Source organism: Pseudomonas sp. Je.1.5.c (assembly GCF_051129895.1).
Classification (GTDB): Bacteria; Pseudomonadota; Gammaproteobacteria; order Pseudomonadales; family Pseudomonadaceae; genus Aquipseudomonas; species Aquipseudomonas urmiensis.
This window is the reverse complement of sequence record NZ_JBCPSP010000014.1, coordinates 38,537-63,326: the sequence shown is the minus strand read 5'-3', so window position 1 is coordinate 63,326 and position 24,790 is coordinate 38,537. Positions and strand designations below refer to the sequence as shown.

The window sequence follows — 24,790 nt, the reverse complement described above, 5'->3', positions numbered from 1 at the left end:
CCGGCCCTCCGCTGCGCTTCGGGTCCCTTCGCGCCGGCGCCTTCCGGGCCCGCGCGGCCTACGATTTGCTGCGCAAATCTACATCTCGCGCCTTCGGCTACGCCGAAGGGTGCTGGCGCACCTGGCCCTCCAGGCACCTCTGCTCAGCCTCCTGAAGTCGCGAATCTGCGGCGCCTGGAATTGCGCGCATGAAGATCAAGAGCAGCGAATTGCTACGCTCTCGCAGAAGCCAAAGCCAAAGCCAAAGCCAAGGTTTGAATTTTTCTTTTGTGTGGTTTGTTCCGGCCTCTTCGCGGGCAAGCCCGCTCCCACAGGTACCGCGCGGTTCTTCCGGCTGGCGGTGAACCTGTGGGAGCGGGCTTGCCCGCGAAGAGGCCAGAATATCCACCACACCTGCCACAAGTACCGCGCCGCTCTTGCGGCTGACGGTGAGCCTGTGGGAGCGGGCTTGAACTGGCCTAATGATCCCGGACACCTCTTAAGGGCGATATGATTCGCCCAATCAGGAGGTTCCATGCAAGAACGAAAGACCTATACCCGCGAGTTCAAGCACCGTGCTGCAAGCATGGTTCTTGATGACAACTGCTCGATTCCTGACGTCTGCGCATCAATGGACGTCGGCCCTACGGCGCTGCGCCGTTGGGTGGATCAGGTTCGAAAAGAGCGCCAGAAAGGCCAGCCAGTGGCAGGCACCAAGGCAATCAGCGACGAACAGCGAGAGCTCCAACAACTGCGAGCCAAGGTCAAGCGACTGGAGACCGAGGCTGAAATCTTAAAAAAGGCTACGGCTCTCTTGATGTCGGATCCCGATCGTTTTTCCTGATTGAGGAGCTGAGAGAGTCGGACTCGTATCCGACCAGCCTGCTTTGCGACGCCCTGGGCGTTTCCCGCAGTGCGTTTTATGACTGGCTTCGCCGCCGTTCAGCGCCGAATACCAAGCGTGACGCGCTCAGAGCGAAAGTCGTGCAATTGCACGTTGAAAGCCGGGGAAGCGTGGGCGCGCGGATGATCTCTCAGCACTTGAAAGCTCAACAACTCAAGGTGGGGCGTTATCTGGCCGGAAGGCTCATGGCGGAGGCTAACCTGGCCAGCAGGCAGCGCCGTCGTCATCAGTATCGCTCCAAGGGCGTCGAGGCATTTGTGGCCAAAAACCTGCTCGACCGTAACTTCGAGCCAACGGCAATCAACCAAGTCTGGTGCGGCGACGTTACCAGCCTGATGGTCGGTAAGCGCTGGTATCACTTGGCAGTGGTCATTGATCTGTTCGCCCGCCGAATTGTTGGTTGGGCGTTTTCTCTGATCAATGACGCCAACCTGGTTAGCAAGGCGCTGAGAATGGCGGTGGAGATTAGAGGAAAACATGCAGGCTTGATGTTTCATTCAGACCAAGGCTGCCAATACACCAGCCAACGCTTCCAGTCCGAACTGCTTGAGCACGGAATAACGCAAAGTATGAGCCGCAGAGGGCAATGCTGGGACAACGCGCCAACAGAGCGCTTCTTTGGGACGCTCAAGTCGGAGTGGGTGCCCGCCAAGGGCTACGCGGCAATTGAAGAAGCCAGGCAGGATATGACCAGCTTCTTCATGAGATACAACCGAATCAGGCTCCACAGCTATAACAACTACCTGTCGCCAATAGCTATGGAGCAGCAGGCAGCTTGATCACCGTAAACGGTGTCCGGCAAAACTTGACCAGAACAGCTTGCCCGCGAAGAGGCCGGAACATCCACCACATTTGCCACTAGTATTGCGCCGCTCTTGCGGCTGACGGTACCCGTGGGAGCGGGCTTGCCCGCGATGACGGCCGACTATCCACCACACCTGCCACTATCGCCAGATAACGCCAGCCCAGTCGCCGCCACTAACTTCGCGACTTCAGGAGGCCGAGCGTAGGTGTCTGTAGGGCCAGGTGCGTCAGCACCCTTCGGCGTAGCCGAAGGCGCGAGATGTAGATTTGCGTAGCAAATCGTAGGCCGCGCGGGCCCGGAAGGCACCGAAGCGAGGGGACCCGAAGCGCAGCGTAGGGCCGGATGGTGGAGCGCAGACCTTTTGGTTACTTTTGGGGCGTCTGCCAAAAGTGACCCGCCGTAAGGGCGGAAAGGTGACTCAGCGCCACCCTAGCCAATGGATATGCTCAAACCTCTAAAAGCCCAAGCCCAACCCAAACGAAAAAAAGCGAGAAGCGCCGGATGGGGTTCGGCACTTCCCGCTTTCACTAACGCAGAGCAACTACACCTTAGAACTTAGCTTCCAGATCCACCTGCAACGTATCGACATCAGCATTGCTGTTAGGCAGCTGCGACAGATCGGTCTTGGCCATCAGATAAGCAGCACCCACCGAGAAGTTCTTGTCGATCTCGTAACCCACCTTGAACTTGTGACCGCGCGAACCCGTGAAGCCGTTACCGAAGTCAGAGTCGGTGAACAGGCTGACCACAGCGTTACGCTGCACATCGCGGTAGTTATAGTCCAGGCTCCAGGCACCGAGCTTGGTCTTCAGGCCCGCCAGCCAAGCCTGGTCTTCGCCATCGGTGCTCTCGGTGTTCTTCACGTACTGACCATAGGCCGACAGCGGTACAGCCAGGCCAGTCAGGTCGATCTGACCGAAGCCTTCCACCAGGTTGAACTCGTTGGTGGTGTTGCCGAACGACTGCAGGATGGTGGCTTCCTTGTCGTTGTCATAGCCATAGATGCTCGCACCCACGGTGACCTTGAGGGCATCCATCGGCGCGAACTTCGCCCCCAGCTGGCCGTGGTAGACCTGGGCGTCGTGCTTGTACTGCACGCCGTCGCCGTCGACGTTGTCCTTGAGGGTGTATTGACCCGCGCTGGCGAACACTTCGGCGCCGCCCAGGTCGGTCTTGTAGGTAGCAGCCACACCTTCCGGGTTGATGTCGCTGTCCCAGATGATGTCGCCCATGCTGACCCAAGGCTGGGCCATCTTGCCGCCGATCAGGTGCAGGCCGGGCAGGGCGGTTGGGTGCCAGTCGAGGTAGGCCAGGTCAACCCACAGCGACTTCTTGTCGAAGTAGTTGTCCAGGCTCTGGTTGGTCGAGCGACGGTCAGCGCTGCTGCCGGTGGCGACACGGATGCCGGCGTCGACCTGCGGGTTGATCTCGCTGTAGAAGCCAACACGGGCACGCACGCGCTGACGGTCCTGGTTGCCGCTGGAGCTGTTCGGTTCGTCGACATTGACGTCTTCGTAGCGCAGGCGCACATCGCCCTTGATCTGGGTCTTGGCGGCCCAGGCGACTTTCTGTTCAAAGGAGCTCATCCGCTCGGATTGAGCCTTCATGTCTGCCTTTTCCTTGGTTTCCTTCGACAGGTCGGCCTGCAGTTCGTTGTACTGCGCCTGGTTGATCGAGCCGTTGGCGCGGAGCATTTCGAGCAGCTTGGCGTCGACTGCAGCACTGGCTGGAGTACTCAGAGCCAGCATCAGGCCGGTGAGGCTCACTCCAGTAAGTGTAGAAACAAGACGCATAAGGTTCTCCCTGTTGGAAAAGTATGGGGAGGCTTGTGCGCCCGCCCCCGAGTTGGCAAGTCTTCGGAAAAGGCCTGAATAGACAGGTCGCTGGGGTTCCGGAAAACAGGCGCAAGTATTGCGAGGGGGGATGACAGAATAATGTCTATTTAGTGGCACTGCCGTTAAGAAAACCGCTGTCAGTGCGCTTGAGGTTTGTCAGTCGCGCCCTGCATCCGGGATACTGGCAGGCGCCTCTTGGAGAGTGAAACCGTGATCAGCCTGTACAGCCTTGCCCATTTGCGCGACCTGCCAGCGGCGACCTGGGATGCGCTGGTGCCCGCCGGCCAGCCGTTTCTACGGCATGCGTTTCTGACCGCGATGGAGGACAGCGGCAGCGTCGTGCCCGCCACCGGCTGGGCTGCCGAGCACTTGATCCTGGAGCGTGACGGGCAGGTGCGCGCGGTGCTGCCGGCCTATCGCAAATGGCATTCGTTCGGCGAGTACGTGTTCGATCACGGTTGGGCCGATGCCTGTGAGCGCGCCGGGATTGCCTACTACCCCAAGTTACTGGGCGCCGTACCGTTCAGCCCGGTCAGTGGCCCGCGATTGCTAACCGAGGATCCTGCCGATGGCCTGCTGTTGCTGCAGGCGCTGCCTGAGTATCTGGGCAAGGGTGGCTTGTCGGGCGCCCACATCAATTTCACCGACAGCGCCCTGGACCAGTCGATTGCCGGTCTGCCGGGCTGGATGGAGCGCCTGGGTTGCCAGTTTCATTGGCGCAATCAGGGCTATCGGGATTTCCAGGACTTTCTCGATACTCTCAGCTCGCGCAAGCGCAAGCAGATGCGCAAGGAGCGTGAGCAGGTGCTGGGGCAGGGTATCGAGTTCCAGTGGTATCGCGGCGATGAGCTGAGCCAAGCGCAGTGGGATTTCGTGTATCTGTGTTACGCCAACACCTATGCCGTACGTAGGCGAACGCCGTACCTCACGCGGGCGTTTTTCAGCCTGCTGGCCGAGCGCATGCCCGAGGCGATCCGCGTCGTGGTGGCGCGCCAGGCGGGGCGGGATGTGGCCATGGCGCTGAGCCTGGTGGGCAGCGATAGCTTGTATGGGCGCTATTGGGGGTGCCTGGCCGAGTTCGATCGGTTGCACTTTGAGACGTGCTTCTACCAGGGGATGGACTTTGCCATTGCCCAAGGCTTGCAGCGCTTCGATGCGGGGGCACAGGGCGAACACAAGCTGATTCGCGGGTTTGAGCCGGTGATCACGCGGTCGTGGCACTATCTGTTGCATCCGGGGTTGAGGCGGGCGGTGGAGGATTTTCTTGGGCAGGAGCGCGAGGGGGTCAGGGCTTATGCCAAGGAGGCGCGGGGGATGCTGCCTTATCGGCGGGGTTGATGGGTGGGCTGTTGTGGCCTCATCGCGGGGCAAGCCCGCTCCCACGCAATGGCTGCATAGCCGCATAGCCGCATAGCCGCATAGCTGGTTAGCGTGGGAGCGGGCTTGCCCCGCGATGGGGGCGCGCCAGCCTGAAACTCAATCGACGCCGACAAAACCGCCAGTCTGGTGATGCCACAACCGCGCATACAGCCCTTGGTGCGCGAGCAGTTCGGCATGGGTTCCGCTTTCGACGATATGCCCTTTGTCCAGCACCACCAGCCGGTCCATCCGGGCGATGGTCGACAGCCGGTGGGCAATGGCAATCACCGTCTTGCCCTGCATCAGGGTCTCCAGGCTTTCCTGAATCGCCGCTTCCACCTCTGAGTCCAGCGCCGAGGTAGCCTCATCCATGATCAGGATCGGTGCGTTCTTCAACAGCACCCGGGCGATGGCGATACGCTGACGCTGTCCGCCAGACAGCTTGACCCCGCGCTCACCCACATGCGCATCGAAGCCAGTGCGCCCCTGGGCATCGGACAGCTGCGGGATGAACTCGTCGGCCCGTGCCCCGCGCACAGCTTCCCACAACGCCTGTTCGCTGGCATCGGGGCGGCCGTACAGCAGGTTGTCGCGGATCGAGCGGTGCAACAGCGAGGTGTCCTGGGTGATCATGCCGATCTGCGCGCGCAGGCTGGCCTGGTTCACTTCGGCGATGTCCTGGCCATCGATCAGGATGCGCCCGCTTTCCAGGTCGTACAGGCGTAGCAGCAGATTGACCAAGGTCGATTTGCCTGCCCCAGAGGGGCCGATCAGGCCGATCTTCTCGCCAGGGCGAATGTCCAGGTTGAGGCCGTCGATGACCTTGCCACCTTTGCCGTAATGGAAACCCACGTTGTCGAAGCGCACTGCACCGCGAGTGACCTTGAGCACCGGTGCGTTGGGGCTGTCGGTGACCGTCACCGGCTGGGCGATGGTTTGCAGGCCATCCTGGACCATGCCGATGTTCTCGAAGATGCCGTTGACCACCCACATGATCCAGCCGGACATGTTGACGATACGAATCACCAGGCCAGTAGCCAGTGCGATGGCACCGACCGTGATCAGCGACTGGGTCCACAGCCACAGCGCAAGCCCTGTGGTGGTGACGACCAGCAAGCCGTTGAGGGTGGTGATCACCACGTCCATGCTGGTCACCACGCGAGCGGCCAGCTGGGTTTTCTCGGTCTGCTCACGGATCGCCTCGCGGGCGTATTGCTGCTCGTAGTCGGTATGGGCGAACAGCTTGAGGGTGGCGATGTTGGTGTAGCCATCGACAATGCGCCCCATCAGTTTGGAGCGCGCATCGGAGGAAATCACCGAGCGCTCCTTGACCCGCGGCACGAAGTACAGCAAAGCGGCGATGTAGCAGGCGATCCACACCAGCAGCGGCAGCATCAGCCGCCAGTCAGCCTCGGCGAACAGCACCAGCGAGCTGATCGCGTAGATCAACACGTGCCACAGCGCATCCACCGCCTGCACCGCTGAGTCGCGCAGGGAGTTGCCGGTTTGCATGATGCGCTGGGCAATACGCCCGGCGAAGTCGCTCTGGAAGAAGTTCAGGCTCTGCTTGAGCACATAGGTGTGGTTCTGCCAGCGGATCAGGCTGGTCATCCCCGGGTTGATGGTCTGGTGCACCAGCAGGTCGTGCAGGCCGAAGAACACCGGACGCAGCAGCAGGACCACCACCAGCATCCAGATCAGCTCGCCACTGTGCTCGCTGAAGAAGTTGGCGTTGGGCGTGCCTTGGGCCAGGTCGATGATCCGGCTCAGGTAGCTGAACATGGCCACCTCGATCAACGAGGCGACCAGGCCAACGATCAGCAGGGCCAAGAAGCTTGGCCACACCTGACGCAGGTAGTAGAGGTAGAACGGCCACACCGTGCTCGGAGGCGCCTCGCTCGGCGCTTCGCGGAAGATGTCGATCAATTGCTCGAAACGGCGGTACAGCATGGGGGTTACAACTCCTGTTCTACCCGACCTGCAGGCGGTTCACATCCCTGTGAGGCCTGCACTCAGTCGATGCGTTTGGCGGACTTGATGAACACCGGATCGGCCGGTACATCACGCATGCCCTTTTTGATAGTGGTCGGCGAATTGACGATCTGGTCAACCACGTCCATGCCTTTGGTGACCTTGCCGAACACGGCATATCCGGCATCGCGACCTGGGTCGAGGAAGGCGTTGTCGGCAACGTTGATGAAGAACTGGCTGGTGGCCGAGTTCGGGTTGGAGGTGCGGGCCATGGACAGGGTGCCGCGGGCGTTATGCAGGCCATTGCTGGCTTCGTTGCGGATCGGGTCGTTGGTGTTCTTCTGCACCATCTGCTCGGTGAAGCCGCCGCCCTGGACCATGAAGCCTGGGATCACGCGGTGGAAGATGGTGTTGTTGTAGAAACCACTGTCGACGTACTCAAGGAAGTTCTTGGTACTGATCGGCGCTTTTTCCGCGTTCAGCTCGATTTCGACCTGGCCGAAGCTGGTGTCGAGCAGAACGTGCGGGGTCTTGTCCGAGGCCATGACGCTGGTGGCGAAGGCAACCGAGCAGGCGGCGAGCAGGAGTTTTTTCAGCATGGGCTCAAAGATCCTTGAGAGGTGGAGGCGGCTGCAAGAAAGTGCAGCAGGGTCTGGTTGAAGACCTCGGGTTGATCGAGGGGTGTAGCGTGCCGGGAATCTTCTATGACTGCCAGTCTAGCCTGGGGTATCAAGGCGACGTAGCGCTGTTTCAGTTGTATCGGTGTGTAATCGTGGTCGGCGGCGATCACCAGGGTGGGACAGCCGATCTGGCCGATGCGTTCCGCCACGCCCCAGTCGACGATAGCGTCGAAGCTCTTGAGGTAGGCGCGCTTGTCGTTGCGTGCCCAGCGCTGGGCCATCTTCTGGCGAAGATCGGCTTGTTCGGGTTTGGGGAACAGCCGCTCGGCCAGGCCCTTGCCGACGGCTTCGACGCTGAGCAGACGCGCCAGGCCCCAGCGTTTTGCCCACCAGATCCAGTCGCTGCGGGTGCGTCGCTTGACCTCGGGGGCGCTGTTGACGATGCACAGGCTGCGTAGCCACTGCGGGTGGTCGACGGCAAACTGAAAGCCGATCATACCGCCCATCGACAGGCCAACGAAGTGCACTGGACCGGTGCGCAGGTGTTCGAGCAGGGCCAGCAGGTCTTCGCTGAAGGTGGCGATCTGATAGCCATCGCGGGGTTTGTCAGAGCGGCCGTGGCCGCGGATGTCCATCAGGATCACCCGATAGTGCCGGCTCAGCTCGGGCACCTGCAGCTCCCAGTCCTGGCAACTGGAGCCCAGCCCATGCAACAGCACCAGGGGCTCGCCCTGGCCGTATTCCTCGTAATGCAGCGTGCATCCTTCGTGTTCGAAATAGGCCATGGGCGCGGTCCTCAGGCTTGCGGCGGGGCTGCGAAGGGCACGTCCAGGGGCGCAGTATCGAAATTGCGCAGCAGGTCGATGAGGATCTGCGTGGCCGGGCCCAGGGTCTTTTCCTTGCTGGAGTAAAGGTAGAACAGTGGATGGCGACTGCCACCCTGGTCCAGCGGCAATGGCTTGAGCACGCCGTCGCGCAGCTCGCGCTCGATCATGTGCCGGGGCAGCCAGGCAAAGCCCAGGCCGCTGCTGACGAAGGTGGCCGCAGTGCCCAGGCTACCGACCGTCCAGCGTTGTTCAGCGCCCAGCCAGCCGACATCCTTGGGTTGCGCGCGGCCAGAGTCACGGATTACCACCTGCAACTGGCTCTCCAGGTCCTGGAAGGTAATCTCCCGGCCCAGGCGGTGCAGGCTGTGTTCCGGGTGGGCGACGGCGACGAACTCCACCGAGCTCAGTTCGGTGCCCAGGTAGCCGCCGATGCTGAAGCTGCTGATCGCAAGGTCGGCGATGCCTTCATGCAGGACTTCCTCGACCCCAGACAGCACCTCTTCGCGCAGCCGCACGCGGCAGCCTCGGCTCTGCGGCATGAACGCGCTCAAGGCGCGCACCAGGCGGGCGCTGGGGTAGGCGGCATCGACCACCACGCGCACCTCGGCCTCCCAGCCTTGTTCCATGTGATGGGCCAGGTCTTCGAGCTGGCTGGCCTGCTTGACCAGGTGGCGCGAGCGGCGCAGCAGGACGTTACCGGCCTCGGTCAGCACGGCTTTACGCCCGTCGATGCGCAGCAACGGCACGCCAAGTTGCTCCTGCATGCGTGCCACTGTGTAGCTGACCGACGATTGTGAGCGGTGCAGGGCCTCGGCGGCCTGGGCAAACCCTCCGTGATCGACCACTGCCTGCAGGGTTCGCCACTGATCCAGGGTTACGCGCGGCGCTTTCATCTTCAGCTCCTGTTGTCCTAAGCTGCGCTCTTTCAAGGAGAGCGCTCTATGAAGAAAAGTTGTGTGGCATTACTGCTGTGCCTGCCCCTTACCGCCATGGCATACCCCATCGATGTCGACAAGCAGCTGACCGGGGTCAAGGTCGACTACACCGCCTACGACACGGCCTACGACATCGGCAGCATCTCGCTGAACAACTATGGAGAGGTTGCGGCGTCGTGCAAGGTCACTTTCCGCAACGGCCCGGAAGCGCCACGGGTGCGTCGGGTCAATGTGCCGGCCAAGCAAAGCGTGGACGTTACCGCCAAGTTCAACCGGCAGATCATCAAGCTGCGGATCGGTTTGAGCTGTAAACCGGAATAAAACGGATTAGTCGATAGATTGAACCCACTTTTTACGCTTTTTTATCGATAGGTCAACCCTTAATCTTTCCTCCATCGAATCGCACCCTATTTGCCGATGGAGGCACCCATGTCCCGCGTATTGATCATCGAAAGCAGCGCCCGCCAGCAGGACTCCGTTTCGCGTCAATTGACCCGAGATTTCATTGCCCAATGGCAAGCGGCGCATCCGGCCGACGACATCAATGTGCGTGACTTGGCGGTGACTCCAGTGCCGCACCTGGACGCCAACCTGCTGGGTGGCTGGATGAAGCCTGAGGATCAACGCTCACAGATCGAGCGCGAAGCCCTGGAGCGTTCCAACGAATTGACCGATGAACTGCTGGCCGCCGATGTACTGGTGATGGCTGCTCCGATGTACAACTTCACCATTCCGAGCACGCTCAAGGCTTGGCTCGATCATGTACTGCGCGCCGGTATCACCTTCAAGTACACCCCGACCGGTCCACAGGGGCTGCTGACGGGCAAGCGTGCCATTGTCCTGACTGCCCGCGGTGGTATCCATGCCGGCGCCACCAGCGACCATCAGGAACCGTACCTGCGCCAGGTCATGGCCTTCATTGGTATCCATGACGTGACCTTCATTCATGCCGAAGGCCTGAACATGAGCGGCGACTTCCACGAGAAAGGGCTGAATCAGGCCAAGGCCAAGCTGGCTGCGGTGGCCTGAGTACCGACCAATTCCCAACCCTGACACCTGTTGCTCCTTGGGTGTGCCTGCCCGGCCATATGATGGTCGGGCTTTTTTATGCCTGGAGTTTTTCTAGCGCCTGGTCCGGCCTGATCGCGGGGCAAGCCCGCTCCCACGTGTATTGCGCCGTCAGCCATACCAGTGGGAGCGGGCTTGCCCCGCGATGAGGGCGCTACGCCAAGTTGATCGGTTTTTGCCAACCGGCTAAGGTCGCCGCCTTGATTTACGAGAGAGCACCATGGGCTACCTGATTATCGTCGCGCTGATCCAGGCGTTTTCCTTCAGCCTGATCGGCGAATACCTGGCCGGGCATGTCGACAGCTATTTCGCGGTCTTGGCGCGGGTGGTGTTGGCCGGCCTGGTGTTCCTGCCGCTCACCCGCTGGCGTCAGGTCGAACCGCGCTTCATGCGCTCGATGTTGCTGATCGGCGCATTGCAGTACGGCATCACCTACGTCTGCCTGTACTTGAGTTTCCGCGTGCTGACCGTGCCGGAAGTGCTGCTGTTCACCATTCTCACGCCGCTGCACGTGACCCTTATCGAAGATGCGCTGAACCGCCGCTTCAACCCTTGGGCGCTGCTCGCTGCACTGGTCGCGGTCGCGGGTGCCGCGGTGATCCGTATGGACAGCATCAGCGGCGACTTCTTCATCGGCTTCCTGTTGCTGCAATTGGCCAACTTCACCTATGCCGCCGGCCAGGTGCTGTACCGTCACCTGGTTGCCCGTCACCCAAGCGATCTGCCGCATTACAAGCGGTTTGGCTATTTCTACCTGGGCGCGTTGATCGTGGTGTTGCCGGCGTTCCTGCTGTTTGGCAATGTCCAGCACCTGCCGAGCACCGATGTGCAGTGGCTGGTGTTGCTGTTCCTGGGCCTGTGTCCGACTGCGCTGGGCTTGTACTGGTGGAACAAGGGCGCCTGCCTGGTTTCTGGCGCGACTTTGGCGGTAATGAACAACCTGCATGTGCCGGTCGGGCTGCTGCTCAATTTGCTGATCTGGAATCAGCACGAGCCGCTGGGGCGATTGTTCATTGGCGGCGCGGTGATTCTGGCCTCGGTGTGGCTCAGTCGCTTGGGCGGCAGTCGGACTGCTCGCTCGCAGCAGACCTCCACCTGATCTAGACACTGCATGTAAAAAAGGCGCCTGTTCGGCGCCTTTGCTTCTTCAAGCCTCTGCGGTTTCTGTAAGGCGCTGCGCCTGCGTTTCGACTGGCGCTCGGGCGGCAAGCCCTGCGCGCATGTCATTGCCGCTGGGCTGCTGATACAGACTCAGGCCAAACTCCGGCAGCACGGCCAACAGATAATCGAAGATATCGCCCTGGATGCGCTCGTAATCCGCCCAGGCCGTGGTGCGGGTGAAGCAGTAGATCTCCAAGGGCACGCCCTCAGCGGTGGTCTGCATCTGCCGCACCATGCAGGTCATGCTTTGCTGCACGTCAGGATGGTTCTGCAAATAGGCCAGGGCAAACGCGCGGAAAGTACCGATGTTGGTCAGCCGCCGCCGGTTAGCCGACAACTCGGCTACTGGTCCCAGCGCTTCGTTCCAGTTCTGCAGTTCCTGGCGCTTGCTGGCCAGGTAATCACCGAGCAAGTGCACCTGGGCCAGGCGCTGTTCTTCCTCGCGGGTCAAGAAGCGGACACCGGCAGCATCGATGAACAGGCTGCGCTTGATCCGTCGCCCACCAGACTGCTGCATGCCGCGCCAGTTGCGGAACGACTCGCTCATCAGGCGCCAGGTCGGGATGGAAACGATGGTCTTGTCGAAGTTCTGCACCTTGACCGTGTGCAGGGTGATGTCCACCACATCGCCATCAGCGCCGACCTGGGGCATTTCGATCCAGTCGCCGACGTGAAGCATGTCGTTGCTGGTCAGCTGTACGCTGGCCACGAATGACAGCAAGGTGTCCTTGTACACCAACAGCAGCACCGCCGACATGGCGCCCAGGCCCGATAGCAGTAACAGCGGCGAGCGGTCGATCAGGGTGGCGATGATGACGATGACGCTGAGCACCCACAGCACCATCTTGGCCAACTGCACATAGCCCTTGATCGAGCGGGTGCGGGCATGCTCGGTGCGGGCGTAGATGTCCAGCAGGGCATCGAGCAGGCAGGAAACCGCCAGGGTCATGAACAACAGGGTGAATGCCAGGGCAACATTGCCGAGGAAGTGCTGGGCGGTGGTGCCAAGCTCCGGGACCAGCTTCAGGCCGAACTGGATGATCAGCGAAGGGGTGGTCTGCGCCAGGCGATGAAATACCTTGTTGTGGCGCAGGTCGTCGAGCCACTTCAGCGCTTGTTGACGGGCCAGCAGGCGGCTGGTGTGCAGCACCAGGAAGCGCGCCAGGCGACCGAGTACTAGGGAGATCAGCAGCAGTACCGCCAGGCCCAGGGCAGAATGCAGCAGCGGATGTTGGTCTAGGGTGCCCCAGAGGTCGAGGGTGTCGTGCCAGAGTCGTTGAATGTCCATGAGCGTTACAGCGGTCTATGTTGCGGAACGAGGCACGATTAGAGCGCGGATCGGCCAAAAGTTGCTAAAAGAAAATTCGGTTATGGCGGCGGAAAACGTTACCCTATGCAACTGAATTTACGTACTTGCCCGAGGTTGTCCCCGTGTTTTCCCAATTCGCCCTGCATGAACGCCTGCTCAAAGCCGTGGCCGAGCTGAACTTTGTCGAGCCGACTCCGGTGCAGGCGGCGGCCATCCCCCTGGCGTTGCAAGGGCGTGACCTGCGGGTGACGGCGCAGACCGGCAGCGGCAAGACCGCAGCTTTCGTCCTGCCGATGCTCAACCGCCTGGCTGACCTGGGTGGCCCGCGCGTTGAAATCCGTGCGTTGATCCTGCTGCCGACCCGCGAACTGGCCCAGCAGACCTTGAAACAGGTGCAACTGTTCTCCCAGTTCACCTACATCAAGTCTGGCCTGGTCACCGGCGGCGAAGACTTCAAGGAACAGGCTGCACTGTTGCGCAAGGTGCCGGACGTGCTGATTGGCACCCCAGGCCGCCTGCTCGAGCATCTGAACGCCGGCAACCTCGACCTCTCCCACGTTCAGGTCATGGTGCTGGACGAGGCTGACCGCATGCTCGACATGGGCTTTGCCGAAGACATGGAGCGCCTGTGCAAAGAGTGCGAGAACCGCGAGCAGACCCTGCTCTTCTCCGCCACCACCGGCGGCGCAGCGCTGCGCGACATCATTGGCAAAGTGCTGAAAAACCCTGAGCACCTGATGCTCAACAGCGTCTCGCAGTTGGCCGAAGGCACTCGTCAGCAGATCATCACCGCCGACCACGACCAGCACAAAGAGAAAATCGTCCAGTGGCTGCTCGACAACGAGACCTTCCAGAAGGCGATCATTTTCACCAATACCCGCGCCCTGGCTGACCGCGTCTATGGTCACCTGGTGGCCAAGGACGTCAAAGCCTTCGTGCTGCACGGCGAGAAGGACCAGAAAGACCGCAAGCTGGCCATCGAGCGCTTCAAGCAGGGTGGCTCCAAGGTACTGGTCGCCACTGACGTAGCGGCACGTGGCCTGGACATCGACGGCCTGGACCTGGTGATCAACTTCGACATGCCGCGCAGCGGCGACGAATACGTGCACCGCATTGGCCGTACTGGCCGGGCCGGTGGCGAAGGTCTGGCGATCTCGCTGATCACCCACAACGACTGGAACTTGATGTCGAGCATCGAGCGCTACCTCAAGCAGCAGTTCGAGCGCCGAGTGATCAAAGAGGTCAAAGGCACCTACAGCGGACCGAAGAAGGTCAAGGCTTCGGGCAAGGCTGCCGGCGTCAAGAAAAAGAAAGTCGACAAGAAAACCGGCGACAAGAAGGCCGCCGCCAAGCGCAAGCCTACCGCCAAGCCACGGCCAAACGCACCGCTGACCAGCTCCGATGGCATGGCGCCGCTGAAAAAGCGCGCGCCGAAGGCTGAGTAAGGCGTTCTCCAGGCAACTACCGGTCTGCCCTGGCTTTGCCTAGGACGGACCGACGCCTTGCCCCTTGCCGCGATCACCTCACTCCGCTTTTTTCTCCGCGACCTTGAGCTCCTGTAGCCTGCGGTCGATCAACTGGCACTTGTCAGGCAGATCCTTGCTTTCTGTCGCCAGGTCCATGCCCTGAAGCTCGTCGTTGATCTCCTTGGCCTTTTGCGGGTTCTGCTCGGTCAGTTGTGACACCAACTTGGCCAGCTCTTCGCGTTTTGCGGTTGCCTCTTCCAGCGTGCAGGCCCAGCTGGGCAGGGCGAAGCACAGGCTGGCAAGCAGGGTGACTCGGTGCAGGGTCTTCATAAGATGAGCCTCGGTCAGCAAGTAATCGGTTGAGGCTATGACGGGGAGGAAAGTTCACCTGGGGAAGGTGCCTGGTCGAATCTCTTTTGCTTGTAATCCGCTTCCTAAATGCCTGTTTGCTGCACTTAACCTCTGTTGATCTGCTGATGCTTCTTCTAGGCTCGCTGGCTTATAGGGAGTATTGTGTATGTACAAAAGTAAATACAGGCAGTCCCATGCGTTTTGAGTGGGACGAAGCTAAGAATCAGATAAACATCCGCAAGCACGGTATCGACTTCAGCGATGTGCCCGATATGTTCCAGCACCCCATGCTGCTGTTGCGAGATGATCGGCAGGCCTATGGTGAGGAGCGCTGGATCGGCTTAGGCTGGCTGGACGCGCTGGTCGGGGTGGTCGTGTATACCGAGCGGCAGGCAGATGTAATCCGGATCATCTCTGCGCGAAAGGCGACCAGACAAGAGGCAAAACGTTATGACCAAGTCTTCCAAAACTGATTGGAGCCGCCTGGCTCAACAAGACGATCAGCAGATCGACACTTCGGACATTGCCGAGCTAGGTGAGGATTTTTTTCGCCAGGCTGAGCTGCGGGTTCCAGCCAAACAGGCCGTGACGATCCGTCTTGATGCCGATGTATTGGCCTGGTTCAAGGAGCAGGGCACGGGCTACCAGACGCGTATAAATCAGTTGTTGCGCCAGTATATGCAGGCTCAGCAGCGCCATCGTTGAATTTCCGTCGGAACGCTTGCAGCCCCATGCCGGTCCCAAGTTGTGTACCCCATCCGTTCACAGCAGGAGCCAACCTCCATGAGCAGCTACGACTGGGACCTGATCCAACGCCTGCTGCACGAAGTGCAAAATGGCGCTGATCACAGCTTTACGCCACGCCCCTACGCCGAGCAACATGCCGCGGCACTCGCCGCCCAAGGCCAGCCGGTGGGCGATCTGGATCATCTGAAGACCCGCGCGTGCGAGTACGAGAAGATCCTCTTCGAGCGCGGCTTCATCGAATCTCGGCCGGCAGAGGATGGCGGCAATGGCGAGAACTTCGTGCTCACCGAGCGTGGCTCGCGCTTGCTCAGTCTGATCGACAGCAGCATTCCTGGCTTCGAGCACCCGCGCCAGGTGCTGGATGAGCAGGAAGATCCGCTGGACGAAAACACCTTCGAGCACGTCTCGGCCAAGGCGCAGATTGCGGGCGGCGCAATTTAGGCTGGTAACGGCGGCGTCGCGAACCCGATAATCGGCACTGGATCCATTTTCTCTGCCGAGCCTTGCCCATGCCATCGAATCTACAAGGGGCCCGCCCATGAGTGCGGCCCGCAAGAATCCCGACGCTTTCGCCCTGCAACTGATGCTTGGGCTGTGCCTGATCTGGGGCAGCCAGCAGGTGATGATCAAATGGGCCGCCGTTGATATCGCCCCGGTGATGCAGGCGGCTTTTCGTTCCGGTATCGCTGCGCTGTTGGTCGGTATCTTGATCTGCTGGCGTGGGGGCTGGGGCCAGGTGGGCAGTACCTGGCGGGCCGGGTTGCTGGCTGGCGCACTGTTTGGCCTGGAATTTATGTTCATTGCCGAGGGGCTGAAGTTGACCTCGGCGGCGCACATGTCGGTGTTTCTCTACACCGCGCCGGTGTTCACCGCACTCGGCCTGCATTTCATGCTGCCCAGCGAGCGGCTGCGGCTTTTGCAGTGGTTGGGTATCTTGCTGTCGTTTGCCGGGATCGCCACGGCCTTCGCTGGCGGCTTGCAGCTCGATCAGATCGATGCTCGCACGCTTCTAGGCGATGCCTTTGGGGTGCTGGCGGGCTTGGCCTGGGGCGCGACTACTGTGGTGGTGCGAGGTTCGCGGCTGTCGGAAGCGCCGGCGACCTTGACCTTGTTCTATCAGCTGATGGTGGGCTTTGTCGGGCTGTTGTTGATTGCGCTGGTGAGCGGGCAGATCGGTAGGGTTACGTTGACCCCACTGGCGATGGGCAGCGTGTTGTTCCAGGGGATTGTGGTCTCGTTCGTCAGCTACCTGACCTGGTTCTGGTTGCTGCGCAAGTATCTCGCTTCGAACCTGGCGGTGTTCTCTTTCATCACGCCGTTGTTTGGGGTGACCTTTGGCGTGCTGCTGTTGGGGGAGCCGCTGAGTGTGAACTTTGTACTCGGGGCGGTGATGGTGTTGTGCGGGGTGATCCTGGTCAGTGCTGAGCCCTGGGTGCGTAAGCAGTTGCGCAAGGTGATTGGCTAGGTAGTTATCTGAGCTGCTCATCGCGGGGCAAGCCCGCTCCCACGCAACCCGGTGTTGGCCAACGTGGGAGCGGGCTTGCCCCGCGATGAGGCCGGCAAAAACGCCCTGACACTCTCAGGCCGTGCTAGTGCTCGCCTGACAAACCTGCCGTGCGCTGCGGCTGGTTACTACCAGGACGCCGGCCAGCCCAAGCCCACTGGCGGCCAACACCAGCGCAGGTTGCAGGCTAGCGCTGTAGTGATTGCTCAGTGCTGCCAGCAGCGGCCCACTCAATTGGCCGAGCGCGAAGCACGCGGTCAATAGTCCGGCATTGCGCTGCGTGGCATGCGGCGCCAGCTCTCGCGAGCGCTGCATGACCAATTGCATGCAGGCCAGGAACGGCCCTCCACACAGCACCACCCCCAGGGCCAGGCCAAACCCATCACCCAGCAGGCAGGCCAGCACGCCCAGGCCTTGCAGCCAAAGGGTTGCGGCCAACCAGCCGGTAGTCCGCCCAGGTCGGCGCACACTCATCAGTACCACGCCCAACGCGGCAGCCAGGCCAAACGCTGGCCAGAACAGGTCGGCCAGCCAATGTCCGTGAAAACGCTGGTTGGCCATCTGCGATAAAAATGTGGCCGGCAAGATATACCCCACCCCATAGAGCCCATACACCAGCCCCAGACGGGCGATGCCAGGGCTCGGCGCCGAACGTGCGATTGCTGCTGGTGCAGGCGCCAGCGCCCTTGGCAACCAGGGCCGCACTGTAAGCAACATGACCAGCGCGGCCACTGCATAAACCAGCCACAAGGCCGCCGAGTCCATCCCCAGCAGATGTGCCGCCAGCGCCAGTAGCCCGGTCAGCGCAATGCCCACACCAGGCCCTGCGAACACCAGGGCGCCCAGTCGCGGTGTGCCATGAGCGGCTGCCAGCTGTTGGGTGAGGCTGGTAATCATCACCAGCACCCAGGCGCTGGCAACGCCGGTGCCAAAGCGCAGCAGCAGATGGCTCCAGAAACCATTGGCTGCCCACGAGGCGAGGGTCAACACCACGCACAGCCACAGGCCTGCATGCAGACGCAGGCGTACTTGGCCAGGCTGGCGAGCGAACATGGCGTCCACCGCGCCGAGGAAGTAGCCCAGGTAGTTGGCGGCGGCGACAAGGCCAGCGGCAGTCAGGTCGAATTGCCCTTCAGCGATCAGGCTGGGCAGTTGCGGGGTCAGGGCGAAGCGGCCGATGCCCATGGCCATCATCAGGGCCACGGCACTGGCCAGTAGTTGTACGAGCGGCGACATGTGAATGCTCCTGCCAGGTGTGAGTCGATGAGTGGCAGGGTAGGGTGGATTGACTTTCAATAAAATTGAATAATGATGATCAAGTTGTTCTGTTTTGGAGAATGTCATGGAGTTCAGTCAACTGCGCATCTTTCAAGCGGTGGCCGAAGAAGGTTCACTTACCCGTGCTGCCGAGCGCTTGCACCGCGTGCCGTCGAACCTGTCGACGCGGCTGCGACAGTTGGAAGAGCAGTTGGGTGTCGAGCTGTTCTTGCGTGAGCGCCAGCGCTTGCAGCTGTCGCCAGCCGGAAAGGTGCTGCTCGACTACGCCAACCGCTTGTCGACCCTGCACGACCAAGCGGTGGCGGCAGTGCAGGGTGGTCAACCCGCAGGGGACTTCGTCTTGGGCACGATGTACAGCACCGCGGCGACGCATCTGCCGGCGTTGCTGGCCCGCTATCACCAGACTTACCCAGCGGTGAACCTGCAGGTACAGGCCGCTCCGAGCGGCGATCTGCTCGAAGGGCTGATGAGCCACCGCCTGGATGCCGCCTTGGTCGATGGGCCGCCAAGCCTTGCAGGGCTCGATGGCGTGCCACTGTGCGATGAAGTCTTGGTACTGATCACCAGCCCTGAGCACCCCCCGGTTCACAGTGCCCGGGATGTGGCAGGGCGGGCGGTGTTCACCTTCCGCCAGGGCTGCTCCTACCGGATGCGTCTGGAAGCCTGGTACGCCCACGCTCACACGCCCATGGGCCGGGTCATGGAGATCGAGTCTTACCAGAGCATGCTGGCCTGTGTCATTGCCGGGGCAGGGGTAGCGTTGATGGCGCAATCGATGCTCGACAGCCTGCCAGGACGTGAGCAGATTCGCGTCCACCGGCTGCAAGCACCGTTCGATCAGGCTGTCACCTGGTTGATGTGGCGCCAGGGCATGTGTGGGGCAAATTTGCAGGCGTGGATCGATCTGCAACAAGGCGAAACAGTTGACCGACCGTCGGAACGCCCCGCGACCGCTTGATCCGGGTCAAAATCGTCCCTATCTATAGGATTAGGCGAATGCGTAATGCAGGACATCGGACTATGATCTGTATGAAACATCGCAGAATCGATTTTGCCGTGAGGCTGACCCGTGAAGGGGGCTCTATGAAAAAACCACTGTTCAACTGGCTCCATGACCTGGCTGTCGCCTTGGGCCTGATTCCGCCACCGCTGCAGCCGGTGCCGATTCCCACCGACGAAGAGCAGCGCAAGCGCCAACCTCGTCGCCGTTGAAATGACAGAGGCCGCCGCATCGATCAGATGCAGCGGCCTTTTCGTTTCAGCCGATTGGGCTGCTGGGCAGCCCAGTATTGATCAGGCCAGGTTCACCGCCGCCATCGGGCGACGCGACAGCAGGCTGACCAGCACAAAGCTCAGCAGACCAATCGCCAGGCTGTAGTAGATCGGCGTATTGGCATCCAGACCATCCTTGAACATGAACAGCAGCGCGGTGGCAAAGCCCAGCGACATGCTGGCGATCGCCCCTGCGGTGGTCGCACGCTTCCAGAAGATCGCCCCGATAAGCGGCACCAGCATCCCGCCGACCAGCAGGTTGTAAGCCAAGGTCAGCGCGCTGATCACATCGTTCACTGCCAGGGCAATGCCCAGCACTACCAGGCCGGTCAGCAAGGTGAACAGGCGGCTCACACCCAGGCTCGACTGCTTGCCGCCGCGCAGCTTGGGCAGCAGGTCTTCGGTGATGGTGGTGGACGCCGCCAGCAAGCCGGCGCTGGCCGTCGACATCATCGCCGCCAGGGCGGCCGCCATCAGCAGGCCACGGATGCCATCGGGCAGGGTGGTCTTGATCATCGCCGCGAAGGCGTTGTTCGGGTTGGCCAGGTCCGGCATCAGCACGTGGGCGGCCATGCCGATCAGGGCGCAGGCCAAACCGTACGCCACGCAGTAGATACCGGCGGTGGTACCGGCGCGCTGGCAGACCTTTTCGTCACGGGCGGTGAACACCCGCTGCCAGATGTCCTGGCCGATGAGGATGCCGAAGAAGTAGATCAGGAAGTAGGTGATGATGGTGTCCCAGCCGATGGTGGTCCAGCTGAAACTGGCCGCCGGCAGCTGCGCGACCAGTTGATCCCAGCCACCGACCTTGTACAGGCACACCGGCAGCAGGATGAACATCAGGCCGACGGTCTTGATCACGAACTGGACGATATCGGTGAGGGTCAGCGACCACATGCCGCCAATGGTCGAGTAGACCACCACCACGCCGCCACCGAGCAGCAGCGACAGCCAGAACGGCAGGTCGAGCAGCACCTGCAATACCGTGCCCATGGCCAGGGTCGAGGTGACGCCGATCATCAGCGCGTAGGCCAGCATGATGACCGCACTGGCTTGGCGCGCCATGGGGTTGTAGCGCCGCTCAAGCACCTGGGTGACGGTGAAGATACGCAGGCGCAGTAAGGGTTTGGCGAGGAACAGGTTCAGCGCGATGATTCCCAGGCCCAGTGCCGCGCACAGCCAGAAACCGGAGATACCATGGACGTAGCCCAGGCGCACGGTGCCGACGGTCGAAGCACCACCCAGCACCGTGGTGGCCATGGTGCCCATGTACAGGGTCGGGCCGAGGTTGCGTCCGGCTACCAGGTAGTCTTCGTGGGTTTTTGCCCGCCGCATGCCGTACCAGCCAAGCGCGAGCATGCCGGCGGCATAGATCAGTACTACGATGATGTCCAAGGCCATTGGGGGTCTCCCGATTATCTTTATTATGGCGAGATCGACCGTCCGGGCAGGTGCACGGTGCCCGGCGGTCTTGTCTTGTATTGGCGGGCCTCACCGGCCCCTCTTCATGGCTCCTGCCTGGGTCACGCGGAAGCGGGCTTGTTTCGCGATAGCGATCGCGGGGCAAGCCCTCTCCCGGGTAAACCGCTCATCTTGCTCCAGTCGCTGACACGTCAGCGACGTACGACACCTGGCAGTACGCAGAGCATCTCGAACAGCAGGTTGGCGCCGAGCAACGAGGTGTTGCCGGTGGTGTCATAGGGCGGCGAAACCTCGACCAGGTCGCAGCCAATCAGGTCCAGGCCGTGGCAGCCACGGATGATTTCCATCGCCTGGATGGTGGTCAGGCCACCGATTTCCGGGGTGCCAGTGCCAGGCGCCCAGGCCGGGTCGATGCCGTCGATGTCGAACGACAGGTACACCGGGCCACCACCTACTTTCTCGCGCACTTCAGCCATCAATGGCTCCAGCGACTTGTGCCAGCACTCTTCGGCCTGAACCACACGGAAACCCTGGCGACGGCTCCAGTTGAAGTCGTCGGCGGTATAGCCCTGGGCGCGCAGGCCGATCTGCACCACGCGATCGCAATCGAGCAGGCCTTCTTCCACTGCGCGGCGGAAGGTGGTGCCGTGGGCGATCTTCTCGCCGAACATGTGATCGTTGACGTCGGCGTGGGCATCGATGTGCACCAGGCCGATCTTGCCGTGCTTTTTATGCAGGGCGCGCAGGATCGGCAAGGTGATGGTGTGGTCGCCACCAAGGGTCAGCGGGATGACATTATGCTCGACAATGTTGTCGTAGGCTTCTTCGATGATGCGCACGGCGTCGAGCAGGTTGAAGGTATTGATCGCTACATCGCCAATGTCGGCGATCGACAGCGAGTCGAAGGGCGCGGCACCGGTGGCCATGTTGTAGGGGCGGATCATGACCGACTCGGCGCGGATCTGCCGGGGGCCGAAGCGGGTGCCCGAACGCAGCGAGGTGCCGATATCCAGGGGCACGCCGACGAACGCGGCATCCAGGCCTTCGGCGCTTTGCAGGTGGGGCAGGCGAAGCATGGTGGCGATGCCGCCGAAACGCGGCATTTCGTTGCCGCCCAGTGGTTGGTGAAGAGTCTTGTCCACGGTGGGCCTCATCAGTCGGTCGATTGTTATGTTTGTTCGAACCTGTTCCGTGGCGCGCCTGGCTGGCGCAAGGGTGCCGGCGGGCAGGGACATTTCGGCAAAGTCTGCGCAAGGTAGTGCGCGGAAAGAATCGCTACCGGCAAATACTTAGTTCAGGAATTTCTGAACTAATAGCCCTGGCTCGGGTTAGACTTTGGCCATTTCCAGCCTGCGGAACCGCTGCACCATGGCCTCGACCCTGCCCGATCTGAAACTGCTACGCATCTTCGTCAGCGTGGTACGCCACCAGGGTTTCGCCAATGCCCAGCGCGAGCTGAACCTGTCGACCTCGGCGATCAGTACCTACATGAGTCAGCTCGAGAGTTCCTTGGGCATCGTCCTTTGCCACCGCGGGCGCGGAGGCTTCAGCCTGACCAGCAAGGGTGAGCTGTTTCATCAGGAGACCTTGCGTCTGCTCGCGGAAATGGACGGTTTCGAGCAATACGCGGCAGCGCTCAAGGGCGAGCTGCGCGGAACCCTCAACCTGGGGGTGATCGACTCGACTGTCGGTGATCGCGCCTTGCCCCTGGCTGAGGCGATTGGCGCCTATAGCCAGGAGCATCCGGCGGTACATCTGCACTTGTCGGTCTCCAGCCCCTACGAACTGCAACTGGGCGTGCAGGACAACCGTCTGGACCTGGCCATTGGTGCCTTCTCTTCGCGCATGAGTGGCCTGGTCTATCAGCCGTTGTATCGTGAACAGCACTGGCTGTATTGCAGCAGCCGGCACCCATTGTTCGTCGAACGGCGCATTCCCGAACCGGTGGTGACCCAGCAGCGCATGGTCGGCCGGGGTTATTGGAGCCAGGCCGAGCTGGCCCGGCATGGCTTCAAGCACAGCGCGGCAACCGTGGAAAGCATGGAAGCGCAGTTGATCCTGATTCTCTCCGGCGCCTACATCGGCTATTTGCCTGAGCATTACGCCCAGGCCTGGGTCGATAAAGGGGATCTACGGGTACTATCGCCGGCTACCTTCGGTTATCAGGCGCCATTCTCGCTGATCATCCGCCGAGGTCGCAGCCGTGAGCCATTGATCCAGACCTTCCGTGACCTGCTCAAAAGCCAGCTCAATGTAGGCTAGGCAATACCGCATTTAGGACATTCCGTCTGACAGGGATAATTTCCTACAAAAAGTTGACCACTTTCATGCTGGCGCTCTGCTAAACCTCTACTTGCTTTGATGAAATTTCCCATCATCTACACAAGCAAGGACTGCCCCGATGCGCATGAATTTGCCCGTCACCGAGCATGAAAGAACCTTCTCCAGCGAGCAGCGGCTGATATCCACCACCGACCTCAACAGCCGCATTACCTATTGCAATGACGCATTCGTGGCGATCAGCGGTTTCACCTACGACGAATTGGTCGGGCAGACCCACAACCTGGTGCGTCACCCGGACATGCCGCCGTCTGTCTTCGGTCATATGTGGGAAACCATCAAACAGGGCAAACCGTGGATGGGGGTGGTCAAGAATCGCTCCAAGAACGGCGACTTCTATTGGGTTAGCGCCTATGTCACGGCGATCTATGAAAATGGTCGGATCAGCGGCTACGAATCGGTGCGCTCGGTGCCTAGTCGAGAGCAGATCCGCCGTGCCGAGGCGCTTTATGCACGCCTGCGTAACGGTCGCAGTGCAGTCCCCTGGGCGGCGCGATTAGGCCACGGGCTGGGCCAGGGCTGGCCGCTGATCGGCGCGGGGCTGGTGTCGGCGGCCGGCTACCTGTGGCTGCAGCCCTATGCCGCGCTGGCGGTGCTGATGGCCAGCCAATTGTGCGCTTGGTATTTGATCGAGCATCGGCACAATCGGGCCATCCAGCGCACCCTCGATGAGCATCCCAAAGCCTTCACCAGCCCTCTCGTGGCCTTGACCTACAGTGATAATCCCGGTCTGCATGGCCAGTTGGACCTGGCCATCATCAGCGAAGAAGCGCGTTTGCAGACCGCGCTGACTCGCCTGGTCGATGCCGGTGTCGGGGTCAAGTCGCGCGCTGCGCAGTCGGCGGACCTGTCGGATGCCCAGGCGCAGATGCTCGATCGCCAGCGCAGCGAGACCGATCAGTCGGCCACCGCCATTGCGCAAATGGCCGCGACCATCCAGCAAGTCACTCACAACGTGCAAAGCACCGCCCATGCGGCCAGCGACGCCGATCAGCTGGCCCAGCAAGGCAGCGACCTGGCGCAGCAGAGCCTGCAGGCGATGGGCAGCATGAGCGAGGCGGTCAACGACATCGGCCAGGCCGTGAATGCCTTGGCCGAGCAGACCCAGTCGATTGGCAGCGTGGTCGATGTGATCACCTCGATTGCCGAGCAGACCAACCTGCTGGCACTCAATGCCGCGATCGAGGCGGCGCGGGCGGGCGAGCAGGGCCGCGGGTTTGCCGTGGTCGCCGACGAGGTGCGCTCGTTGGCACAGCGCACCCGGGCCTCCACCGATGAGATCCACCACATCATTGCCAGCCTGCGCGCGGGGGCTGAGCGCGCGGTGTCCACCGCCAATCGCGGCGAGCAGATCTCGCGCGACAGCGTGCACAGTGTCGAGGCGGTGCGTGAGGCATTGTCAGGCATTGCCCAGGCGGTCAGCCGTATCACTGGCATGAGCCAGCAGATGGCGACAGCTTCGGAGCAGCAAAGCCATGTGGCCGAGGACATCAATCAGCAGATAACCCGCATCGCGCACTTGTGCGACCAGAGTGCGGGGCAGGCCAAGCAGGGGGCTGAAATCAGCCAGGACCTTGAGCGCATGGCCGAGTACCTGCACAGCCTGGCTGAACGTTTCAACCGATAGCGCGTGATCG

The 24,790-nt window shown here is 61.4% G+C and carries 25 protein-coding genes; 15 read left to right on the top strand and 10 right to left on the bottom strand.

The window, feature by feature from the left end; translation table 11 throughout:
• Positions 1 to 514: 514 nt before the first annotated feature.
• Both AAZU54_RS12935 and AAZU54_RS12930 read left to right on the top strand, forming a co-directional pair.
• Complete coding sequence (locus tag AAZU54_RS12935; RefSeq protein ID WP_434727241.1) at positions 515 to 823, top strand: transposase; 309 nt, start codon at positions 515 to 517, stop codon at positions 821 to 823.
• Positions 820 to 1,662 carry an IS3 family transposase gene (locus AAZU54_RS12930; RefSeq protein ID WP_434727258.1) on the top strand — a complete coding sequence of 281 codons (843 nt, stop codon included), beginning with the start codon at positions 820 to 822 and terminating at the stop codon, positions 1,660 to 1,662. The genes AAZU54_RS12935 and AAZU54_RS12930 overlap by 4 nt, the downstream gene beginning before the upstream one ends.
• Positions 1,663 to 2,236: 574 nt before the next feature.
• Here AAZU54_RS12930 and AAZU54_RS12925 read toward each other — a convergent pair.
• Positions 2,237 to 3,481 carry a putative porin gene (locus tag AAZU54_RS12925; protein WP_186557477.1) on the bottom strand — a complete coding sequence of 415 codons (1,245 nt, stop codon included), beginning with the start codon at positions 3,479 to 3,481 and terminating at the stop codon, positions 2,237 to 2,239.
• Between the two features lie 252 nt (positions 3,482 to 3,733).
• On the opposite strand from AAZU54_RS12925, the gene AAZU54_RS12920 reads away from it, so the two are divergent.
• Positions 3,734 to 4,861 (top strand): GNAT family N-acetyltransferase, encoded by a 1,128-nt coding sequence (locus AAZU54_RS12920; protein ID WP_434727240.1) that lies wholly within the window; start codon positions 3,734 to 3,736, stop codon positions 4,859 to 4,861.
• 138 nt (positions 4,862 to 4,999) lie between these two features.
• On the opposite strand, the gene AAZU54_RS12915 is transcribed toward AAZU54_RS12920, so the two are convergent.
• The 4 genes from AAZU54_RS12915 to AAZU54_RS12900 form a co-directional block, all read right to left on the bottom strand.
• Entirely contained in the window at positions 5,000 to 6,832 is a 1,833-nt protein-coding gene (locus AAZU54_RS12915) for an ABC transporter ATP-binding protein (protein WP_186557479.1), read from the bottom strand.
• Positions 6,833 to 6,894: 62 nt separating this feature from the next.
• Positions 6,895 to 7,452 (bottom strand): peptidylprolyl isomerase, encoded by a 558-nt coding sequence (locus AAZU54_RS12910; protein ID WP_186557480.1) that lies wholly within the window; start codon positions 7,450 to 7,452, stop codon positions 6,895 to 6,897.
• Entirely contained in the window at positions 7,446 to 8,258 is an 813-nt protein-coding gene (locus AAZU54_RS12905; protein WP_186557481.1) for an alpha/beta fold hydrolase, read from the bottom strand. The genes AAZU54_RS12910 and AAZU54_RS12905 overlap by 7 nt, the downstream gene beginning before the upstream one ends.
• Before the next feature lie 11 nt (positions 8,259 to 8,269).
• The gene (locus AAZU54_RS12900) at positions 8,270 to 9,193 is read right to left on the bottom strand and encodes a LysR family transcriptional regulator (protein WP_186557482.1); all 924 of its coding nucleotides are present in this window, start codon (positions 9,191 to 9,193) and stop codon (positions 8,270 to 8,272) included.
• A gap of 48 nt (positions 9,194 to 9,241) precedes the next feature.
• Here AAZU54_RS12900 and AAZU54_RS12895 point away from each other — a divergent pair, with 48 nt between their 5' ends.
• From AAZU54_RS12895 to AAZU54_RS12885, 3 genes are all read left to right on the top strand, one after another.
• A complete protein-coding gene (locus AAZU54_RS12895) occupies positions 9,242 to 9,556 on the top strand; it encodes a 3-phosphoglycerate kinase (RefSeq protein ID WP_186557483.1) in 315 nt (104 codons plus the stop codon).
• Between the two features lie 108 nt (positions 9,557 to 9,664).
• Positions 9,665 to 10,264, top strand: a complete 600-nt coding sequence (locus tag AAZU54_RS12890) for an FMN-dependent NADH-azoreductase (RefSeq protein WP_368972424.1) — start codon at positions 9,665 to 9,667, stop codon at positions 10,262 to 10,264.
• Positions 10,265 to 10,523: 259 nt separating this feature from the next.
• Complete coding sequence (locus AAZU54_RS12885; RefSeq protein ID WP_434727239.1) at positions 10,524 to 11,402, top strand: carboxylate/amino acid/amine transporter; 879 nt, start codon at positions 10,524 to 10,526, stop codon at positions 11,400 to 11,402.
• Positions 11,403 to 11,450: 48 nt separating this feature from the next.
• On the opposite strand, the gene AAZU54_RS12880 is transcribed toward AAZU54_RS12885, so the two are convergent.
• Entirely contained in the window at positions 11,451 to 12,752 is a 1,302-nt protein-coding gene (locus AAZU54_RS12880) for a mechanosensitive ion channel family protein (protein ID WP_434727238.1), read from the bottom strand.
• A 143-nt stretch (positions 12,753 to 12,895) separates the two neighbouring features.
• Here AAZU54_RS12880 and AAZU54_RS12875 point away from each other — a divergent pair, with 143 nt between their 5' ends.
• Entirely contained in the window at positions 12,896 to 14,218 is a 1,323-nt protein-coding gene (locus AAZU54_RS12875) for a DEAD/DEAH box helicase (protein ID WP_186557487.1), read from the top strand.
• A 78-nt stretch (positions 14,219 to 14,296) separates the two neighbouring features.
• On the opposite strand, the gene AAZU54_RS12870 is transcribed toward AAZU54_RS12875, so the two are convergent.
• Positions 14,297 to 14,569 (bottom strand): hypothetical protein, encoded by a 273-nt coding sequence (locus AAZU54_RS12870; protein WP_186557488.1) that lies wholly within the window; start codon positions 14,567 to 14,569, stop codon positions 14,297 to 14,299.
• A 215-nt stretch (positions 14,570 to 14,784) separates the two neighbouring features.
• On the opposite strand from AAZU54_RS12870, the gene AAZU54_RS12865 reads away from it, so the two are divergent.
• The 4 genes from AAZU54_RS12865 to AAZU54_RS12850 all read left to right on the top strand — a co-directional run bounded on the left by AAZU54_RS12865 (position 14,785) and on the right by AAZU54_RS12850 (position 16,802).
• Entirely contained in the window at positions 14,785 to 15,063 is a 279-nt protein-coding gene (locus AAZU54_RS12865) for a BrnT family toxin (RefSeq protein ID WP_312155504.1), read from the top strand.
• Positions 15,041 to 15,295 (top strand): BrnA antitoxin family protein, encoded by a 255-nt coding sequence (locus AAZU54_RS12860; protein WP_312155502.1) that lies wholly within the window; start codon positions 15,041 to 15,043, stop codon positions 15,293 to 15,295. Before AAZU54_RS12865 ends, AAZU54_RS12860 begins: the two co-directional genes overlap by 23 nt.
• Positions 15,296 to 15,373: 78 nt before the next feature.
• Entirely contained in the window at positions 15,374 to 15,778 is a 405-nt protein-coding gene (locus AAZU54_RS12855) for a transcriptional regulator (RefSeq protein WP_186557490.1), read from the top strand.
• A 97-nt stretch (positions 15,779 to 15,875) separates the two neighbouring features.
• Positions 15,876 to 16,802, top strand: coding sequence for a DMT family transporter (locus AAZU54_RS12850; RefSeq protein ID WP_186557491.1), 927 nt, complete (start codon positions 15,876 to 15,878; stop codon positions 16,800 to 16,802).
• A 114-nt stretch (positions 16,803 to 16,916) separates the two neighbouring features.
• Here the strand turns inward: AAZU54_RS12850 and AAZU54_RS12845 are convergent, their stop codons facing one another.
• Complete coding sequence (locus AAZU54_RS12845) at positions 16,917 to 18,077, bottom strand: MFS transporter (RefSeq protein ID WP_434727237.1); 1,161 nt, start codon at positions 18,075 to 18,077, stop codon at positions 16,917 to 16,919.
• A 106-nt stretch (positions 18,078 to 18,183) separates the two neighbouring features.
• Between AAZU54_RS12845 and ptrR the strand changes: the two genes are divergently transcribed.
• Together ptrR and AAZU54_RS12835 are read left to right on the top strand one after the other, a co-directional pair.
• On the top strand, positions 18,184 to 19,077 hold the full coding sequence (gene ptrR / locus AAZU54_RS12840) for a putrescine utilization regulator PtrR (RefSeq protein WP_434727236.1): 894 nt from the start codon (positions 18,184 to 18,186) through the stop codon (positions 19,075 to 19,077).
• 125 nt (positions 19,078 to 19,202) lie between these two features.
• Positions 19,203 to 19,331 carry a PA1414 family protein gene (locus tag AAZU54_RS12835; RefSeq protein ID WP_256214945.1) on the top strand — a complete coding sequence of 43 codons (129 nt, stop codon included), beginning with the start codon at positions 19,203 to 19,205 and terminating at the stop codon, positions 19,329 to 19,331.
• Between the two features lie 81 nt (positions 19,332 to 19,412).
• Here the strand turns inward: AAZU54_RS12835 and AAZU54_RS12830 are convergent, their stop codons facing one another.
• Complete coding sequence (locus tag AAZU54_RS12830) at positions 19,413 to 20,792, bottom strand: sodium:solute symporter (RefSeq protein WP_392465594.1); 1,380 nt, start codon at positions 20,790 to 20,792, stop codon at positions 19,413 to 19,415.
• Between the two features lie 212 nt (positions 20,793 to 21,004).
• Positions 21,005 to 21,955, bottom strand: coding sequence for an agmatinase (gene speB / locus AAZU54_RS12825; RefSeq protein ID WP_186557495.1), 951 nt, complete (start codon positions 21,953 to 21,955; stop codon positions 21,005 to 21,007).
• A gap of 226 nt (positions 21,956 to 22,181) precedes the next feature.
• On the opposite strand from speB, the gene AAZU54_RS12820 reads away from it, so the two are divergent.
• The gene (locus tag AAZU54_RS12820) at positions 22,182 to 23,075 is read left to right on the top strand and encodes a LysR family transcriptional regulator (RefSeq protein ID WP_186557496.1); all 894 of its coding nucleotides are present in this window, start codon (positions 22,182 to 22,184) and stop codon (positions 23,073 to 23,075) included.
• A 139-nt stretch (positions 23,076 to 23,214) separates the two neighbouring features.
• Positions 23,215 to 24,780, top strand: coding sequence for a methyl-accepting chemotaxis protein (locus AAZU54_RS12815; protein ID WP_405129653.1), 1,566 nt, complete (start codon positions 23,215 to 23,217; stop codon positions 24,778 to 24,780).
• The last annotated feature ends 10 nt before the right edge of the window (positions 24,781 to 24,790 follow it).